The 16,533-nt window shown below is 70.6% G+C and carries 23 protein-coding genes and 2 pseudogenes; 14 read left to right on the top strand and 11 right to left on the bottom strand.

Going from position 1 to position 16,533, the window contains the following annotated elements; translation table 11 throughout:
* Positions 1 to 89: 89 nt before the first annotated feature.
* Both C3V38_RS02505 and C3V38_RS02500 read left to right on the top strand, forming a co-directional pair.
* The gene (locus C3V38_RS02505) at positions 90 to 515 is read left to right on the top strand and encodes an organic hydroperoxide resistance protein (RefSeq protein WP_061229153.1); all 426 of its coding nucleotides are present in this window, start codon (positions 90 to 92) and stop codon (positions 513 to 515) included.
* A gap of 118 nt (positions 516 to 633) precedes the next feature.
* Positions 634 to 1,149: a cupin domain-containing protein gene (locus C3V38_RS02500; RefSeq protein ID WP_061229152.1), complete on the top strand. Its 516-nt coding sequence runs from the start codon at positions 634 to 636 to the stop codon at positions 1,147 to 1,149.
* A 14-nt stretch (positions 1,150 to 1,163) separates the two neighbouring features.
* Here C3V38_RS02500 and C3V38_RS02495 read toward each other — a convergent pair whose 3' ends face one another.
* Both C3V38_RS02495 and C3V38_RS02490 read right to left on the bottom strand, forming a co-directional pair.
* The gene (locus tag C3V38_RS02495) at positions 1,164 to 3,971 is read right to left on the bottom strand and encodes an aconitate hydratase (RefSeq protein ID WP_106384997.1); all 2,808 of its coding nucleotides are present in this window, start codon (positions 3,969 to 3,971) and stop codon (positions 1,164 to 1,166) included.
* Positions 3,972 to 4,150: 179 nt separating this feature from the next.
* Positions 4,151 to 5,203, bottom strand: a complete 1,053-nt coding sequence (locus tag C3V38_RS02490) for a TerC family protein (RefSeq protein ID WP_106384996.1) — start codon at positions 5,201 to 5,203, stop codon at positions 4,151 to 4,153.
* Positions 5,204 to 5,422: 219 nt separating this feature from the next.
* On the opposite strand from C3V38_RS02490, the pseudogene C3V38_RS02485 reads away from it, so the two are divergent.
* Positions 5,423 to 5,527, top strand: a pseudogene (locus C3V38_RS02485) (excalibur calcium-binding domain-containing protein); the annotation flags it as partial.
* 67 nt (positions 5,528 to 5,594) lie between these two features.
* Here C3V38_RS02485 and C3V38_RS02480 read toward each other — a convergent pair.
* A complete protein-coding gene (locus C3V38_RS02480) occupies positions 5,595 to 5,792 on the bottom strand; it encodes a hypothetical protein (protein ID WP_070722222.1) in 198 nt (65 codons plus the stop codon).
* Positions 5,793 to 6,159: 367 nt separating this feature from the next.
* The gene (locus tag C3V38_RS02475; RefSeq protein WP_231888906.1) at positions 6,160 to 6,474 is read right to left on the bottom strand and encodes a PEP-utilizing enzyme; all 315 of its coding nucleotides are present in this window, start codon (positions 6,472 to 6,474) and stop codon (positions 6,160 to 6,162) included.
* A 68-nt stretch (positions 6,475 to 6,542) separates the two neighbouring features.
* Between C3V38_RS02475 and C3V38_RS18265 the strand changes: the two genes are divergently transcribed.
* Positions 6,543 to 6,962, top strand: coding sequence for a hypothetical protein (locus C3V38_RS18265; RefSeq protein WP_311200568.1), 420 nt, complete (start codon positions 6,543 to 6,545; stop codon positions 6,960 to 6,962).
* Here the strand turns inward: C3V38_RS18265 and C3V38_RS02465 are convergent.
* A complete protein-coding gene (locus tag C3V38_RS02465; RefSeq protein ID WP_106384995.1) occupies positions 6,937 to 7,608 on the bottom strand; it encodes a hypothetical protein in 672 nt (223 codons plus the stop codon). The two genes, C3V38_RS18265 and C3V38_RS02465, sit on opposite strands and share 26 nt — an antisense overlap.
* Positions 7,609 to 7,824: 216 nt before the next feature.
* Between C3V38_RS02465 and C3V38_RS02460 the strand changes: the two genes are divergently transcribed.
* Entirely contained in the window at positions 7,825 to 8,130 is a 306-nt protein-coding gene (locus tag C3V38_RS02460) for a hypothetical protein (RefSeq protein ID WP_070719956.1), read from the top strand.
* A 133-nt stretch (positions 8,131 to 8,263) separates the two neighbouring features.
* Positions 8,264 to 8,398, top strand: coding sequence for a DUF6440 family protein (locus tag C3V38_RS02455; RefSeq protein ID WP_246830860.1), 135 nt, complete (start codon positions 8,264 to 8,266; stop codon positions 8,396 to 8,398).
* A gap of 102 nt (positions 8,399 to 8,500) precedes the next feature.
* On the opposite strand, the gene C3V38_RS02450 is transcribed toward C3V38_RS02455, so the two are convergent.
* On the bottom strand, positions 8,501 to 9,256 hold the full coding sequence (locus C3V38_RS02450; protein ID WP_106384994.1) for a hypothetical protein: 756 nt from the start codon (positions 9,254 to 9,256) through the stop codon (positions 8,501 to 8,503).
* 208 nt (positions 9,257 to 9,464) lie between these two features.
* On the opposite strand from C3V38_RS02450, the gene C3V38_RS02445 reads away from it, so the two are divergent.
* Entirely contained in the window at positions 9,465 to 9,941 is a 477-nt protein-coding gene (locus tag C3V38_RS02445) for a hypothetical protein (RefSeq protein WP_129591153.1), read from the top strand.
* A 55-nt stretch (positions 9,942 to 9,996) separates the two neighbouring features.
* Here the strand turns inward: C3V38_RS02445 and C3V38_RS02440 are convergent, their stop codons facing one another.
* The 4 genes from C3V38_RS02440 to C3V38_RS02425 all read right to left on the bottom strand — a co-directional run bounded on the left by C3V38_RS02440 (position 9,997) and on the right by C3V38_RS02425 (position 12,340).
* A complete protein-coding gene (locus C3V38_RS02440) occupies positions 9,997 to 10,401 on the bottom strand; it encodes a four-helix bundle copper-binding protein (protein WP_106384993.1) in 405 nt (134 codons plus the stop codon).
* Between the two features lie 161 nt (positions 10,402 to 10,562).
* The gene (gene arfB / locus C3V38_RS02435; RefSeq protein ID WP_106386331.1) at positions 10,563 to 11,003 is read right to left on the bottom strand and encodes an alternative ribosome rescue aminoacyl-tRNA hydrolase ArfB; all 441 of its coding nucleotides are present in this window, start codon (positions 11,001 to 11,003) and stop codon (positions 10,563 to 10,565) included.
* 87 nt (positions 11,004 to 11,090) lie between these two features.
* The gene (locus C3V38_RS02430; protein ID WP_061229148.1) at positions 11,091 to 11,687 is read right to left on the bottom strand and encodes a 1-acyl-sn-glycerol-3-phosphate acyltransferase; all 597 of its coding nucleotides are present in this window, start codon (positions 11,685 to 11,687) and stop codon (positions 11,091 to 11,093) included.
* A 74-nt stretch (positions 11,688 to 11,761) separates the two neighbouring features.
* Positions 11,762 to 12,340, bottom strand: a complete 579-nt coding sequence (locus C3V38_RS02425; RefSeq protein ID WP_106384992.1) for a TetR/AcrR family transcriptional regulator — start codon at positions 12,338 to 12,340, stop codon at positions 11,762 to 11,764.
* A gap of 77 nt (positions 12,341 to 12,417) precedes the next feature.
* Here C3V38_RS02425 and C3V38_RS02420 point away from each other — a divergent pair, with 77 nt between their 5' ends.
* From C3V38_RS02420 to C3V38_RS02395, 7 genes are all read left to right on the top strand, one after another.
* The gene (locus C3V38_RS02420) at positions 12,418 to 12,894 is read left to right on the top strand and encodes a nuclear transport factor 2 family protein (RefSeq protein ID WP_106384991.1); all 477 of its coding nucleotides are present in this window, start codon (positions 12,418 to 12,420) and stop codon (positions 12,892 to 12,894) included.
* Positions 12,895 to 12,949: 55 nt separating this feature from the next.
* Entirely contained in the window at positions 12,950 to 13,588 is a 639-nt protein-coding gene (locus tag C3V38_RS02415) for a sulfite exporter TauE/SafE family protein (RefSeq protein WP_061915454.1), read from the top strand.
* Positions 13,589 to 13,647: 59 nt separating this feature from the next.
* The gene (locus tag C3V38_RS02410; RefSeq protein ID WP_083961787.1) at positions 13,648 to 14,478 is read left to right on the top strand and encodes an SDR family NAD(P)-dependent oxidoreductase; all 831 of its coding nucleotides are present in this window, start codon (positions 13,648 to 13,650) and stop codon (positions 14,476 to 14,478) included.
* Between the two features lie 72 nt (positions 14,479 to 14,550).
* Positions 14,551 to 14,847 carry a hypothetical protein gene (locus tag C3V38_RS02405; protein ID WP_061915457.1) on the top strand — a complete coding sequence of 99 codons (297 nt, stop codon included), beginning with the start codon at positions 14,551 to 14,553 and terminating at the stop codon, positions 14,845 to 14,847.
* Complete coding sequence (locus tag C3V38_RS17865; protein WP_254426056.1) at positions 14,814 to 15,059, top strand: ABC transporter permease subunit; 246 nt, start codon at positions 14,814 to 14,816, stop codon at positions 15,057 to 15,059. The genes C3V38_RS02405 and C3V38_RS17865 overlap by 34 nt, the downstream gene beginning before the upstream one ends.
* On the top strand, positions 15,041 to 15,409 hold the full coding sequence (locus tag C3V38_RS17860; protein ID WP_254426055.1) for an ABC transporter permease: 369 nt from the start codon (positions 15,041 to 15,043) through the stop codon (positions 15,407 to 15,409). The genes C3V38_RS17865 and C3V38_RS17860 overlap by 19 nt, the downstream gene beginning before the upstream one ends.
* Before the next feature lie 82 nt (positions 15,410 to 15,491).
* A complete protein-coding gene (locus C3V38_RS02395; protein WP_106384990.1) occupies positions 15,492 to 16,289 on the top strand; it encodes a TetR/AcrR family transcriptional regulator in 798 nt (265 codons plus the stop codon).
* A gap of 98 nt (positions 16,290 to 16,387) precedes the next feature.
* On the opposite strand, the pseudogene C3V38_RS17855 reads toward C3V38_RS02395, so the two are convergent.
* Positions 16,388 to 16,486: pseudogene (locus C3V38_RS17855) on the bottom strand (formylglycine-generating enzyme family protein); the annotation flags it as partial.
* Between the last annotated feature and the right edge of the window lie 47 nt (positions 16,487 to 16,533).

Here is a 16,533-nt window from a genome sequence, read left to right as displayed (position 1 = left end):
CCGGAACCACCGACGCGGCCCCTGACGCCACCCGCGGACGCGGCGTACGTTGGGCCACGCCCGCACCACACGACCTGAGGAGATCGCCCATGTCCGATGCGCTCTACACCGTCGAGGCCCTGTCGACCGGCGGCGGCCGCGACGGCCACGTGGCCACCGCCGACAAGGCCGTGGACCTGACCATGGCCCCGCCCGAGGAGCTCGGTGGCTCCGGCGAAGGCAACAACCCCGAGCAGCTGTTCGCCGCCGGATACGCCGCCTGCTTCCACTCCGCCCTGCAGAGCGCGGCCAGGCAGAAGAAGGTCAAGATCGACGGCTCGTCCGTCGGCGCACGGATCTCATTGGTGCGCTCGGGCGAGGAGAGCATCGACCTGGCCGTGCAGCTCGAGGTGATCATCCCCGGCCTCGAGGCAGAGCAGGCCGACGAGCTGGCCACACTCGCCCACCAGATGTGCCCCTACTCGCGCGCCGTCGAGGGCAACATCGAGGTCAACGTCTCGGTCGGCGAGGACTGAGCGCCACCTTCTCGCGGGGCGTGTCAACAAAAGCCTGTTCTCAGCAACGGCGCTGCGCTAGCGTTGCTCGCACGGTCGGCGTCGTCCAGTCGATCCGGGAAGTCACGGGGGACCTTCCATGCGGAGCACATCGATCAGACGCGGCATCATCCTTCTGGTCGGCTCGATCGCCCTGGCTAGCTCAGCGTGCAGCACCGGCGGGGCCGGGTCCGCAGACGAATCGGCGATCGCGCCCCCGCCGCCGCCCGCATCGCAGATCGCCGGCACGCAGCCGGTCCTCGCGGTCGACATCGTGCAGGGCCTCCAGGAACAGCCCGTCGAGGTGAAGGTCCACGGCGACCGGGGCGTGTCGGTGACGTTCCGCGAGATCACGATCGCCGCCGGTACCGGCACGGGGAGGCACTGCCATCACGGTCAGCTCATCGCCGTGGTCAAACAGGGCGAAATCACCCACCACTCCGACACCTTCCCCGGAGGTACACGCACCTTCCGGGCGGGGGACTCGGTCGTCGAAGGCGCCGGTTACCCGCATGAAGTGCGGAACCAGGGCACCGAGGACGTCGTCCTCATGGTGACGTACGTGACCCCGGTCGGGAAGCCACTCATCGAGGAAGACCTCTCCCAGTGTGAATGACGGTGGGACAGCGGTCAGAGCATCTGCCGCAGCATGTACAGCAGGATGCCGCCGTGCTGGTAGTACGTCTCCTCCGCCGGGGTGTCGATGCGGACCTTTGCGGTGAACTCGATCGCGTCGTCGCCCTCGCCCGCGCGGACCGTGACCTCGCCCGGAACAGAATCCTGGCCGTCGAGTCCGGTGATGGAGAAGACCTCATCGCCCTTCACCCCGAGGCTCGAAGCGGACTCGCCCTCGGGGAACTGCAGGGGCAGCACGCCCATACCGATGAGGTTCGACCGGTGGATCCGCTCGAACGATTCCGCGATCACGGCTCTGACCCCGAGCAGCTTCGTGCCCTTGGCCGCCCAGTCGCGCGATGAGCCGGAGCCGTATTCGGCGCCGGCGATGACGACCAACGGCACGCCGTCCTCGGCGTAGCGGATCGACGCATCGTAGATGCTGGTCTGCTCGCCGCTGGGGAAGTGGGTCGTGACGCCGCCCTCGGTGCCGGGCGCCAGTTGGTTGCGCAGCCGCACGTTGGCGAAGGTGCCGCGGATCATCACCTCGTGGTTGCCGCGCCGCGACCCGTACGAGTTGAAGTCCGCCGGCTCGACGCCCTGCTCCTGCAGGTACTTCCCGGCGGGCGAGGAGGCCTTGATGGCACCGGCCGGGGAGATGTGGTCGGTCGTCACCGAGTCGCCGAGAAGAGCCAACACGCGGGCGCCGGTGATGTCCCCGATGGGCTCCGGCTCCGCGGACATGCCGTCGAAGTACGGTGGCCGCCGGATGTAGGTGGAGTCCTCGTTCCAGTCGAACTTGTCGCCCTCCGGCACGCTCATCCCGCGCCAGTTCTCGTCGCCCGTGAAGACGTCGGCATAGCCCTTGGTGAACATGTCGGCCTCGAGGTTGGCGTCGACGACCTCCTTGATCTCGGCCGAACTCGGCCAGATGTCGCGGAGGTAGACCGGCTCGCCGTCGGAGCCGGTCCCCAGCGGATCCTCGAGCAGGTTCTTGCGCATGGTCCCGGCGAGGGCATAGGCGATGACCAGCGGCGGGGACGCCAGGAAGTTCATCCTGACCTCGGGGTGGATGCGTCCCTCGAAATTGCGGTTACCGGACAGGACCGCCGCGACGTTGAGGTCCTTGTCATTGACCGCCTCACTGACGGCCGGCGTCAGCGGCCCCGAGTTGCCGATGCACGTCGTACAGCCGTACCCGACCAGGTCGAAGCCCAGCTGCTCCAGGTACGGGGTGAGGCCGGCCCGCGCGTAGTAGTCGGTCACCACGCGGGAGCCGGGGGCCAGGGTCGTCTTGACCCACGGTTTGGGCGCGAGTCCCTTCTCGACCGCCTTCTTGGCGAGCAGTGCCGCGCCGATCATCACCGAGGGGTTGGACGTGTTGGTGCACGAGGTGATCGCCGCGATGACGACGTCCGCGTGGTCGACGATCACCGGGGAGTCGCCGCCCAGCACGACCTCCGCCGGGTCGCTGGGCCAGCCGAGCTTGGCGTTGGCGGTCAGCTGCTCCTCGGAGTAGCGGCGCGGCGGCTCATCCGTCGCCGTATCGGGATTGAAGGCGATCGGGTCGCTGGCCGGAAAGGTGTCCTCCGCGGCGTCGTCCACGCTGCCGGGCCGCCCCCCGGACCGTTCCTTCTCCTCCGCGAGGTTGCCGAGGACCACGGCCGGCGCGTCGCCCAGCTCGATACGGTCCTGCGGGCGCCGGGGACCCGCGATCGACGGCTCGACGCTCGCAAGGTCGAGCTCGATGACCTGGGTGTACTCGGCCGGATTGTCCGGGTCGTGCCAGAGCCCCTGCTCCTTGGCGTAGACCTCGACCAACTCGATCTGCTCCTGAGACCGGCCGGTCAGCCGCAGGTAGTCGAGCGTCTCCGAGTCGATCGGGAAGATCGCACACGTCGCCCCGTACTCCGGGCTCATGTTGCCGAGCGTGGCTCGGTTGGCCAGCGGCACGCTGGAGACGCCGGGTCCGAAGAACTCGACGAACTTGCCGACCACGCCGGTCTTGCGCAGCAACTCCGCGACGTGGAGGACCAGGTCCGTCGCGGTCGTGCCCTCCCGCAGTTCACCGGTCAGCTTGAGTCCGATGACCTCCGGGATGAGCATGCTCATCGGCTGGCCGAGCAGAGCCGCCTCGGCCTCGATGCCGCCGACGCCCCAGCCCAGCACGCCGAGGCCGTTGACCATCGGTGTGTGCGAGTCGGTGCCCACCAGCGTGTCCGGGTAGGCCTGCCTCATGCCCTCGGTGCCCTCGCGGGTGAAGACGACCCGGGACAGGTACTCGAGGTTGACCTGGTGGCAGATTCCCGTGTTCGGAGGGACCACGAGGAAGTCAGCGAACGACTCCTGCGCCCACCGCAGGAGCTGGTAACGCTCCCGGTTCCGTCCGAACTCGAGGTCGGCGTTGACCTGGAAGGCGTCCGGACGGCCGAAGACGTCGGCGATGATCGAGTGGTCGATCACGAGCTCACCGGGGATCAGCGGGTTGATCTTCTTGGCGTCCCCGCCCAGATCGGTGATCGCGTCGCGCATCGCGACCAGGTCGACGACGCACGGCACTCCGGTGAAGTCCTGCATGAGGACGCGGGCGGGCGTGTACTGGATCTCCCGATCCACCTGCTTGCGGGGATTCCACTGCTGGAGCGCCTCGACCTGCTCGGCCGTCACCACCCGGCCGTCCTCGTTGCGCAGAAGATTCTCCAGCAGGATCTTCAGGCTGTAGGGGAGTGGGACCTCGGTGGAGACCCGGTCGAGTCGGTAGATCTCGTAGTCGACGCCTCCGACTGCCAGCGCGTCTCGCGAGTTGAAACTGTCGACACTCATGATCGGCCCCTTCCTGGTATGGCGCCGATGGAGCCGTGCGAGTGAGGGGCTCACCGGCGTTGAGCCCGACCCTACCCCTGTCGATGAGAAGTTATAAGCCGTCACGCGTTCCGCGGAGCGGGCCGAGAACCGCAGTCGCGAAGTCGGTCCCGAAGGGCTTTCGCGGCCGCTTTCATCCGTCAGCGTGGCGGTCCGGCGGCGGGACGTTCCGAGCGATGGCGGGAGCGCGCGCGGCCGAACAGCGGCTCGAGCTCTGCGTCCTCATCCGGGGTCGCGATGCGGAACGGCGGCTCGGCCGGGGTCGGGAGGCTCCGCCGGTCTTGCCCGCGCGTCGCCCTCAGGCTCGCCACGACCGACACGGTGAGGATCGTGGCGATGACGGCCAGCGAGAGCGGGGTCGGGATGTAGTAGACGTCGATCTTCAGCAGCATCTTCACGCCCACCCACATCAACACCAACGCCAGGCCGAGCTTGAGGTACACGAACCGATGGACCAGATCGGCGAGTAGGAAGTACATCGCGCGCAGCCCCAGGATCGCGAACGCGTTGGCGGTGAAGACGAGGAACACCTCGTCGGTGACGGCGAAGATGGCGGGAATGGAGTCGACGGCGAACACGATGTCAGTCGTCTCCACCAGCACGAGCACTGCCAGCAGGGGAGTGGCCATGATCAGTCCGCCCTTGCGGACCAGCAGTCGCTGTCCGTGGAAGGTGTCCGACATGGGCACGAGCCGGCGGAAGGCACCCAGCACGCGCGACTGGTCCGGGTTGAGGTGCTCGTCGCGCTGACGGATCATGCGGAAACCCGTGTACAGCAGGAACGCGGCGAAGATGTAGAGGATCCACGAGAAGTTCTGGATGAGCAGCGCGCCGCCCGCGATGAAGATGCCACGGAACACCAGGGCGCCCAGCACACCGAGGAACAAGACCCGGTGCTGGAACTGCGGGGGCACCGCGAAGTAGGCGAAGATAATCGCCCAGACGAAGACGTTGTCCACGGCCAGAGACTTCTCGATGAGGTAGCCGGCGAAGTACTGTTGTCCGAAGTCAGCGCCCCAGACGGCCCAGACGATCACGCCGAAGCCGACTCCGAGCGCGATCCAGACCGCCGACCACGCGGCCGCCTCTTTCACGCCGATGACGTGTGCCTTGCGGTGGGCGACGAGGTCGATCGCGAGCATCACGACGATGAAGGCGATGACGGCGAACCAGAGCCAGAGTGGGGTGTCCATGACAGGGACCTTTCGATCAGTGGGTGATCGAAGGTCTCTCCCGGCCACTGATGATGCGTGGCTCACTCCGCCGGGCCCGGGGCCGTAGTGACGACGACGCGTGTCAGGGATACTCCCCTTCTGGTGGGGTCAGATTAGCGGCGCTCTCCGCGAACGCGCAACGCGCGAAGATGAGAAGGCGATTACCTGAGGCGGCCGCACTGCTGATACCACGTGGCCAACTGCACCGAGGCGCGTCGGCTGGGCATCGCCCCGATCTACCGCGGTGACGCGGCGTATCGGCCCGCGCTCGACCGGGACAACGACGGCGTCGCCTGCGAGTAGTACAGACCGGTTAGACGGCGAGGGGCCGGCTCACATGGAGCCGGCCCCTCGCCGTCATCTAGCAGGGTCAGCTGACCTCGTCGTCGTCACCTTCCGGGTCGCCGTCGTCGTCGGGCAGCTCGATGGCCTGCTCGGCGACGTCCGCCGGATTTGCCTCGCGGAAGGGGTCGTCGACGGTCACCTCGGGCTCGTACTCCTCGGGAGCGGTGACCGAATCAGGGCCCGGGGTGTATTCGTCCGGGTCGATGGGGTCCTCGGTGATCATCTCGTCCTCCTCGTGGCATGGGGGCGCGTGGACCTCCACGTCTAGCAGCCTGTCGCCGGCGCCGCCACTGGGCAGCGCGTCGGCCCGTCATCCAGGGGCCGAGCACCAGCCCTTGTCACGCCTCATGCTGTTGCCATCGAGGTCGGCCACCAGCGCCGCACCCGGGACTCGCCGTGCCCCGACCCCCGGAAAGTGGTCACAAATGCGGCATGGTGGCGAAGTGGACCTGGGAAAACGTGAGCAGGTGTGACCGCGCGACAGAGTGACGGCGCTGCAGCAGGGGCCGGGGCCAGCCCGACATCGCCGGAGCCGCTCAGGTCGGTGGCCTCGCCCCGGGCGGCAGCGATCCACACGGACGCCCAGCGCCTCACCCCTCCAACCGCGTCACCACGCCCCGGTCTCCGTCTACGCGGACGCGGTCGCCGGTGCGTAGCGTCTGCGTGGCGACGATCGTGTTCACCACGCACGGCAGGCCGTACTCGCGCGCGACCACCGCACCGTGCGAGACCGAGCTCCCGATGTCGGTGACCAGCGCAGCGATCACCGTGAAATACGGCGTCCAGCCCACGTCCGTCACGCGCGCGACGAGCACCTCGCCGGGCCGGACCTCGCGGGCATCGACGATCGAGCGCGCCACCCGCACGGCGCCCTCCACCGTTCCGCGGCTCGCCGGTCGGCCCACGATCTCCCCGCCCGCGGTCTCTCGCGGCGGCCACCGTCGCCGCGCCGGCCGCGCCTCCGCAGCCGCGCTTGAGCGCGTGCGCCATCAGCGCCATCTTCGACTTGGTCTCCTCGCGACCCCGCGCCAGTCGGGCCAACAGCCGGATGGCCCGCGACTCCGGCTCGGGCCCGGCGGCAGCCGCCAAGGCCGCCGAGGTCACTACGGCCGCCGTGACCTGCCCACCCCGCGCCAGTGTCGACCGCACCATGGCCTGCCGGATGATCGCGCGGCTGGCCGGCGACCTGCCCGCGTTCGAGTCACGGTTCGGCCGGACCCGCCGCGCCTATGACCCGCTGCCGGTGCTCGCCGAGGTCGTCGCGGGCGCGGCGATCTTCCGGCTCCTCGTCAGTCGCGACGCCGCGCTGGACGAACAGTGGGTCGACGAGGTGACCGCGCTCATCACCGAGCGGTGGCCGGGGCGCGTCAGGAGTTGGCGATCGCCAGAATGATCCACACCGGCAGCCAGAGCCCGAACGTCACGATCGTCAGGACCAGGTGCAGCGCGTGGTTGACCCGCCTCGCCGGGGCGCCGTGCACGTAGACGGTCTGCTGCATCGGCGGGTAGCCGAACTGCTGCGGATACGGGCCCTGCTGGAACTGCGGCGGGGGCACGTGCAGATGCTGCGGGATGTACGGGTCGCCGTACCCGTAGGGCGAGGGCGCCCCGTACGGCGCGGCCGGCGGCATGCCGTAGGGGAAACCGCCCTCGTGGGCCAGCGGCTCGGCCGGTCGCCCGTAGGGCTGGGGCTCGGCTGGCCGCGCGAACGGCTGGTGGTCGACTGGCCGCGCGAACGGCTGGTGGTCGACTGGCCGCCCGTAGTGCTGGGGCTCCGACGGTGGGGAGTAGGGCTCCGGCTGACGGTGCCCCGAGTAGCGCTCGACGCTCTCGGCGGTCGGCAGGCGCTCGGTCGGGAACTGCTCGCCCGGGAACTGCTCGGTCGCGGCCCGGTCATCGGAGAACCGTTCCGCCGGGTACGACGCCGTGGGGAACTGCTCGGTGGGGTTCAGGTGGTCCGGCAGCGCCGAGCGGTCCCGGTCGTCGTGGCCGCCCTCGGTCCACGGCCCGTCCTGCCGCCGCGGGTACTGCTCGTTCATGGTGACTCGATTCGAGACTCGGGGCCGGGTGGGACTCCCACCAACATAACCCCCGCCGCCGCATGTTCACGCCGTGCGGACCGAAGATCCGGGTCAGGATCAGGGTCACCCCGACCCCCGTCACGCGCGCCTCGGGGAACAACCCGGGCCCGCCACCCATCCCGACGCGGGAGGACTCCGAATCCCTGACAGACGCGAAAGACGGGAGGCCCCACCATGAGCACTCTGACCACGATCACCACGTCCCTGACCGGCGCCGTAGCCGCCGCGGAGCTGGACGCCGGTGCCGCCCTGCTCACGAACACCACCTGGATGCTGCCCGCCCTGTTCACGCTCATGGTCTTCGTGGGCGTGGTCGTCGCGGTCCGGCTCATCAGCGGACCGGGCGCACGCCCCTTCACCGCCCGCGCCCGCGCTCAGGACCCGGCGCCCACCCCGCAACCCGCCTCGTATGAACTCCGCGCCCCCGATCGTGCCGTCGCCGAGGCGACACGCGGACTGACCCGCTCGCACGACTCCTGAACCCCCTCCGGGGAGGTCGAGCTCGTCGTCGTCGTCATCCACGCCGCCCGGTGAGCGAGTAGATGCGCAATGGCCGCGGTGTGTGGGCACGGCGTGCGCGGGAGGCGTGGTGGACCAGTGCGACGATGAGCGCATGGCGAAGAAGGACAAGCGGTTCGAGAAGATCCACTCCGAGTCGGTCGGGTTCGGCGGGCGCCTCGAGATCCTGCGCGACAGCCGGACCGGCGTCTGCTACCTGTGGCGCAACGACGGCACCGGCGGGGGCTGACCCCGCTGCTGGACGCGCAGGGTCGGCCCCTCCAGGAGCACGCGCTGTAGGCAGTCCGCGCCGCAGCGCCGCAGCGCTCTACCCGCGCTGGTCAGCGCCGGTTCAGCCGCCGCAGGCGCCGTCGCGGGGCGCGGCCCGGCCGGCGTCGCCGTTCGGGCCCGACGTGGACCCGAGCTCGCCCGGCCCGACGTCACCGCCCCCTCCGGTTCCGTCGCGGTCGGCGGCGGGCAACGACGCGGTTCCCGTGCGAGCGGACGCGGTTTCCGTGGGCGGCGACGCGGTTCCCGTGGGTGACGAGGGCGGGCACGGCCCGCCCGCCGGGCTGGTGGGCGCGGCCGGGATGGGCGCCGATGCTCGAGTGGTCGGCGGGCCGGCGGTCGCGGGTGCGGAGGCGGTCGAGGCGGTGGCGGGGTGATCCGCCTGGCCGGCCGGAGTGGTCCGCGGCACCCGGATGATCCACGGCGGCGGGCGCTCGCCCGTGGCGTCGGTGCCGTCGAGCCCGGGCTCCGGCGCTGCGTCGTCGGCGGGCAACGAAGTGACGACCGTGGACGACAGGACCCAGGTCCGAGGACTCGTCGACTCGAGCGGCGCATCGGGGCCCGTGGACGTGGCCGGATCGATGGCCGACGACGCGCCCCGCGGGCCGAACGGCGCCAGCAGGAACACCAGCACCACCGCCGCGACCGCGACCATCGTCCAGCCGAGCGCCGCATGCGACGTCGAGTCGGACGACGGGGAGGCGGGCGGCGGGTCGGTCACGCCGTCGCCCCGCGCGGTGTCGGCGGCGAGCGTGTCAACGGTGTCGCGGCGCCCCGCCCCGACCCGCCATCTGTCGCCGGACCGCCGGAAACCGATCATCGTGCCCCCTCGCCAGGCACCCGCGCCGGTCGGCGGGTGCTCATCCGGGAGACATCGAACCGTCCCCTCTCCCGCGCTCTACATCGGCGCGCGGACGGTAAGCGTTACCTCACTATCCAGCGGGACTCGGGGCTGAACTGGGAGAACGGAAGTCAGTGGGCGTCCAGTACTGACCGACGGCCGTCCGGGACTGGCTAGGGTCGACCTCGTGGACAGGGTGTACGGGAACAGGCTGCCGACGGCGTACCGCTGGGGCGTGACCGCGCTGGCGATGGTCCCGCTGGTGGCGCTCGTGGCGGGTGCGCTGGCCGGGCAGGTGGCTCTGGTGCCGGCGTTCGTCCTCTTCGCGCTGGGAGCGGTTGCCGTGGCGGTGTACTGGGCCGGGGGCACGACGATCTCCGCCGATGACGGGACCGTCCGCATCGCGCTGTTCCCGTTGTGGCGCAGGCGCATCCCGGCCGAACAGATCAGGTCCGTGCACGTCGAGGCGGTCACGCCGATCGGCCGAGAGTGGGGCAACCGCGGATCATTGCGCCGCGACGGCGAGATCTTCATCGACGCCGGACACTCCTCGACCTGCGTCGCGTTCCACCTCCACGACGGCCGCGTGATCCGGGTGGGGGTCGAGTCGCCGGAGTGGGGCGCCTGGATCGTGGAGTCGCTGGCAAGGGCCGCAGGCAGCTGAGGGCCGGGCGCTGAGCCGGCGGGGTGGGCCGCCGAGGGCCTGAGTCGGCGGCCGGTCAGCCGATCGCGGCGAGGAGGTCAGCGCACGCCTTCTCGCACCGACGGCACGCCTCGGCGCACAGCCGGCAGTGCTCGTGCATGTCGGCGTGCTGCTCGCAGTCGTCGGCGCACGCGGCGCACGCGGTTCGGCACGCGCTGAGCTGCGCCTTGACCATCTCGAGGTTGCTGCCGGTCCGGCGGCTGAGCAGCGCCGCGGTGGCCGCGCAGACGGCCGCGCAGTCGAGATCGGTGCGGATGCAGTCGCGCAGATCCGCGACCGACTCCTCGGCCAGACAGGCGTCAGCGCACGAGGAGCAGATGGTCGCGCACGCCGCGGAGGCCTCGAGGGCCTCGGCGAGCAGCTCCACGTCGAGCCCGCCGGTCGGATTCGGATGGGACCTGATCATCTCGGAAGTGCTCATATGCCCACGCTACCGTTGTGGGCAGTCGTGTCAAGGCCGGCATTCGCGGTGGAATCCGCGAGGACGTCCGGCAGTAACGGAAGCTCGATTATGTCGTCGGGTATGCGGGGTTCGCCGGCAGGCACCGATTCGCACCTCGGCGAGGGGCGCGTGGAAGGCGATCAGTCGAGGTCGGGGCGTCGGCGATTGCGCTTGATTTCGGCGCGTCGACGCTCATGCTGGAGTCGTCGGCGGCGCGAGCCGAGGGTGGGCCTGGTCGGTCTCCTGGGGGCCGGCGGCGCCACGGCGTCGCGCAGGAGGTCGGCGAGTCGCTGCCGTGCCGTAGCGCGGTTGCGCCGTTGGGAGCGGTTCTCCTCCACGGCCACGGTGAGGACGGAGCCCGACAATCTCGCGGCGAGCGCCTGAAGCGCTCGGGTGCGCTGAGACTCGTCCAGGGCCGTCGTCGTGGCGAGATCGAGGCTGAGCTGGACCCGCGAATCGGCGGTGTTGACGTGCTGCCCGCCCGGGCCCGACGACCGGGAGAATCGCTCGATCAGTTCTCCGGCCGGGATCACGAGACCGCGGGGAGCGCCGGGCCCCGGGGGTGCTCGCAGGTCGTCCATGACGTCAGTGTCCCGCATAGGAGCGCGGGTCGGTGGGCCGACAGGGCCGCACCGGGCCTCACCGGGCTCCCGGGCGTGCGGCGACACTCAGGGGTCGGGCTGCTCCACGTCCCGCGTGCGGGTTTCGTCGGCCAGCCGCGGCTCGACGCGTCTGTCCGGGTGGAAGCCGGCCTTGTCCGCGTAGAACGCGCGGATGCGGTCCATGTCCGCCGCGACGTCGCCTGTCAGCTCGATCGTGGGGCCCAGCCCGGTCGTCATGGTGGCCCGATCGACGTACCCGAGCGTCACCGGGAGGCCCGTCTCCCGCGCGATCCGGTAGAAGCCGGACTTCCAGCGTGAGTGCCCACTGCGCGTGCCGTCCGGCGTGATGACCAGGCAGAACGTTTCTCCGGCGTGGACCTGCCGGACCATGTCCTCCACGACCCGGGCCGGGCTCCCGCGGTCCACGGCGACCCCGCCGAGCGCTCGCATGAGCGGCCCGCGCCAGCCGGAGAAGAGGCTGGCCTTGCCCAGCCAGTGAACGTCGATGCCCAGACGCCATGCGATGCCGAGCATCAATACGAAGTCCCAGTTGGACGTGTGTGGCGCGCCGAGAAGGATCGTCGGTCGATCCGGGCCGGGGCTGGTGGACAGCGTCCAGCGGCTGAAGCGCCAGAAGAGGCGAGCGGCAAGGGAGCGGATCACCCCGCCACCCTAGGTGAACGAGCGGGCGCGGGCTGAGGGATGAGCCTCCGGGGTCCGCGGCGGTGACGGCGAGTTCAGCGCTCGCCGGTGACGACCCTGGCCAGCAGATCGGCGAGGCTCTCGTCGATGCCGTCGCGCTCGGACTCGGGGATGTCGAGCGCGTCGAGCAGGGCCCCACGCAACACCGGCCACCCGTAGACGGCAGTGAATGCCAGTAGCAGCTCGACGTCACCGGCCGGCGGGGGAGAGCTCATCCGGCGCAGCGCGGCGGCCGGCCGCTGGGAGGGGTCGAGCATCGGCGGGAACGCGGCATCGCGGTCCAGCGCCAGCCACGCCAACAGCCTGCTGATCTCCGGGTGTGAGGAGGCGCCGAGCAGCATCCCGCGCACAGCCTCGCCCGCGTCGTCGAGGTTCTCGAGTCGCGCCGCGCCGAACCGCACCGCGTCCTGCATCACCGCGGTGATCAGCGCGTCCTTACGGCCGATGTGCCGGTGGATGAGCCCGAGATTCACCTGCGCGGCGTCCGCGATGTCACGTAGCGGGACGTGTGGTCCGCGCTCCGACAGCAATCGACGGGCCTCGCGCAGGACCGCCGAGCGGACCTCGTCGCGACCGGTCGGGCGGGCATCGGCGGCGTTCTTCCCGGTTTCCATTCCCGGACTGTACACAATTGACTACAGTCGCAGCAGTGCGCGCGACACGCGCGCCCCCACCCGTGCGAAAGGCCCTCATGAACACCACCGACCGCCGCGACGACATCGACGCCATCAAGGCCCTCAAGTACCGCTACCTGCGCTGCGTCGACCTCCGGCTGTGGGACGAGCTCGCCCAGACCCTCGCGCCCGAGGTCACCGCGTCATACGGCAAGCGCCTGAGCTACACCGGCCGAGACGAGGTCGTGGCCGGGCTGCAGCAGCAGATGACCGACGGTGTCATCACCGAGCACCAGGCCCACCACCCCGAGATCGAGATCGACGGCGACACCGCCACCGGCCGCTGGTACCTGCAGGACCGGGTGATCGTGCCCGAGTACGACACGTTCATCTTCGGCAGCGCCTTCTACGACGACGCCTACGCCCGCGTCGACGGCCGTTGGGTCATCACCCGCACCGGTTACAAGCGCACCTACGAGGCCATGATCAACCTCAAGGACGTGCCCAGCTTCCGGCTCAACGACAACCACCTGGCCCCCACCGGCGAGAAGTGACGGCGGCCCGGACCGCCCGGATCGACAACGCAGCCGACGGCCGTGACGGTGACGAGTGGACCTGATCGTCATCGCCGCGCTGTGCGTGGCCGCCGCCTCGGTGATCGGCGGCGCCGCCGGGTTCGGCACCTCGCTCATCGCCGCGCCGCTCATGCTCACCGCGGGCATCGGTCTCGCGGAGACGGTGGTGGTCAACCTGGTCGTCGCGCTCATCACCCGCGTGGGCGTCACCGTGCAGTTGCGCGAGCACATCGACTGGCGGCGCGTCGCCGTCCTCGGTGCGGCGTCCGTGCCCGGGGCCTGGCTGGGCGTGCAGACCATCACGCTGCTCCCGGATCAACACCTCAAGCCGGCCGCCGGCGCGATCGGCGGGTACTTCTCCACCACCACCTCGCTGAACGGCCCACCCGTCGTCCTGCTGCTGGGCCGCGCGAAGATCCCGCCGCTGAGCTTCATCGCGGACCTCGCCGGCTACTTCGTCATCACGAGCATCGTCTCGCTCGCGCTGCTGTGGTCGGGCACGGGGATCGACCTGCCCGGCCTGTGGCCGCTCCTCGCGGCGTGCGTCGTCGCGGGGATCACGGCCAACCAGCTGGGCATCGCGATCGCCCGACGCCTGCCCACCCACCTGTTCCGCTCGGCCGTGATCGTCCTCGTGGTGATCGCAGGCCTGCTCACCATCGTCACCGCATGAGTGCCACCCGCCCGTCACCGCACGACCCACCCGTCACCGCACCACCCACGGAGGATCCCATGACCGACACACCGCAGAGCCCCGCAGGCCAGAGCCCCGCGAGCCGGAACACCCCGGCCCAGGGCACCTCGACCCGCCTGGCCGGCAAAGTCGCCATCGTCACCGGCGGCGGGCAGGGCGTCGGCCGCGGCATCTCGCTCGGCCTCGCCGAGTCCGGCGCCGCCGTACTGCTCGTCGGCCGCAAGATGCACAAGCTCGAGCGCGTCGCCGAGGAGATCCGTGCCGCCGGCGGCACCGCCGAATGCCTGGCCACCGACATCACCGCCGAGGACGCCCCCGAGACCATCATCTCCACTGCAGTCGAGCGACTCGGCGGCGTCGACATCCTCGTCAACAACGCCAACATGGCCATGCCCCTGCCGCTGTCCGACTACCCGGACGACGACTTCCGCACCGCCTTCGAGGGCGGCCCCCGCGTCACGCTGAGCCTCATGAAGCTCGCCCGCCCCGAAATGGCAGAGCGCGGCGGCGGCACCGTCATCAACCTCGTCACCTCCGCCGCCGTGCGCTGGGACGCCGCCAACTACGGCATCTACGCCGCCGTGAAAGAGGCAGTCCGCGCCCTGACCCGCGCCGCAGCCTACGAATGGGCCGCCGACGGCATCCGCGCCCTCAACGTGGCGCCCCACGCCCACAGCCCCGGGCTCGACTGGTGGATGGACAACAACCCGGAGGAGGCCGCCGAGTTCATCGCCGGCATCCCCGCCGGCCGGGTGGGTGACCCCGTCGCCGACATCGGCCGACCCGTCGCCTGGCTCTGCTCGGCAGAGGCCTCGTATCTGACCGGCGCGACCATCCCGCTCGACGGCGGGCAGTCGCGCTGGGGCTGACCTCGTCGTCGTCGCCGTCGTCCCCAGACCCGCCCCCCGGCGCCTGACGCCCCGCACCGAAAGGCCCCCGCCATGACCGACACCCCCGCCGTTGCCGGCGGCACCGACACCCCCGTTGCCCCGAGCGGCTCCGATGCCGCCGGCCGCGATGCGTTCGCCCTGGCCGCCGACATCGCCTCCGGCGTCACCACCGCCGCCGAGGTACTCGAGGACGCCATCGCGCGCATCGAGGCCCTCGACCCGCAGCTGAACGCGATGGTCGCCACGCGCTTCGACGCCGTCAGGGCCTCGACATCCTCGGCGGCCTGCTCTACGGCGCCAGGGTCTCCATCACCGTGGGTATCGGCGGCGTCGTCATCGGTGGTCTGATCGGCGGCACGCTCGGTCTCATCGCCGGCTACAAGGGCGGCTGGGCCGACCGCGTCGTGTCCATCATCAGTGACGTGCTGCTCGCGTTCCCGTCCCTGATCCTGCTCATCGCGATCGTCACGGTCCTCGAGCCGACACTGCTCAACGTCACGCTCGCCCTGGGCGTCATGGTGGTGCCTCGTACGCGCGACTCGTGCGCGCCAACGCCATGAGCTTCGCAGGCCGCGAGTTCGTCACGGCCGCCCGCTCGCTCGGCGCCGGCGAGATCCGCATCATGCTGCGCGAGGTGGCCCCGAACATCGTGGCGCCCGTGCTGTCCTACAGTTTCATGCTGGTCGCGGTGCTCATCGTGGCCGAGGCGTCGCTGAGCTACCTGGGACCGAGAATTCCCCGCCCCGAACCGACCTGGGGCAACATGATCAGCGCCGACCAGCCCGACTTCGAGCGGTATCCCTACCTCGTAGGTATCCCGGCGTTCGTGCTGTTCCTCACCGTCCTGAGCTTCAACCAGCTGGGCGAGGCGGCCGGCCGCAAGTGGAGCCCCGGCGCGGCCAAGATCTGATCCGAACGGCCGGCCCGCCGGGGCCGGCCGACTCGGCCGTGACGCAGTCGGTCGAGGATGAAGGCGTGGAGGAGTGGGTCCGATGGAGCGGACGAACGAAGTCCCGGACGACGCCGGGGCGAACGGCGCCTCCCAGACCAGGGACGCCAAGACGGCGATGATCGAGATCGCCGAGAAGCTGATCGGGGAACGCGGCCTAGACCGCGTGTCGATGCGCGACGTCGCGACGGCCGCCGGGCAACGGAACAACTCGGCGGTGCAGTACCACTTCGGGGGCCGGGACGGGCTCATCCGGCAGGTGCTGCGGCGCAGGCTGACCGCCCTGGACTCGGTGCGGCAGCAGCGGCTCGCCGAGATCGACGAGCACGGCCTGGGTACGGACCTCGCCTCGCTGATGCGGGTCCTGTTCGAGCCGATCGTCGAGCTGTTGCGGGCGTCGCCGGACGCCACCCACTACGCGCGCTTCCTGCAGCGGATGGGTCCGGTGATGGGCCCCGAGGCGCCGGAGGTGCGGCTGCGCACGGCGACCGACGACGTGGTGGTGCGGCTCATCGACGTGTGCTCACACCTGCCGCGGCGGGTGGCGTTCGAGCGGATCGATCTGGCCACGCAGATGTTCACCGGCGCGCTGGCGGTCTACGAGGACCGTCGCGACGCCAGCAGCACCGTGGTCAACACCGACTTCGAGAAGGTCGTGGCCCACCTCTACGACATGATCGAGGCGGCGCTGCGGGCCGGGCAGGGTGCGTCCGGGCAGGGTGCGTCCGGGCAGGGTGCGTCCGGGCAGGGTGCGTCCGGGCAGGGCTCGGCCGGGCAGGCTGCGTCCGCCCCCGGCTCACACGTCGCGAACGCAGCGGAAGCCGGGATTGCCGGTCGCTGACCCGGCCGTGTCGGCCGACCGCGCCGCCAACCACGGCGTGGTGTCGAGCCGGCGAAGGACGTCACCGGAGCCGGCCTCGATGGCGAGGTGGAACATTGGAACACCGGGGACACACCCACCCGCCCGGCCTCGGTGACATGCCCCATGTCCCTGCAGAAGGTGGTGAACTGCGCATTCGTCACCGCACACTCGTCCACCCGGAACGAGCGGACGCTCACCTCGCGCACCGGTAGCTCGCCGTCGT

Source organism: Dietzia sp. oral taxon 368 (assembly GCF_002999155.1).
Classification (GTDB): Bacteria; Actinomycetota; Actinomycetes; order Mycobacteriales; family Mycobacteriaceae; genus Dietzia; species Dietzia cinnamea.
This window is presented reverse-complemented; position numbering and strand designations above follow the sequence as displayed.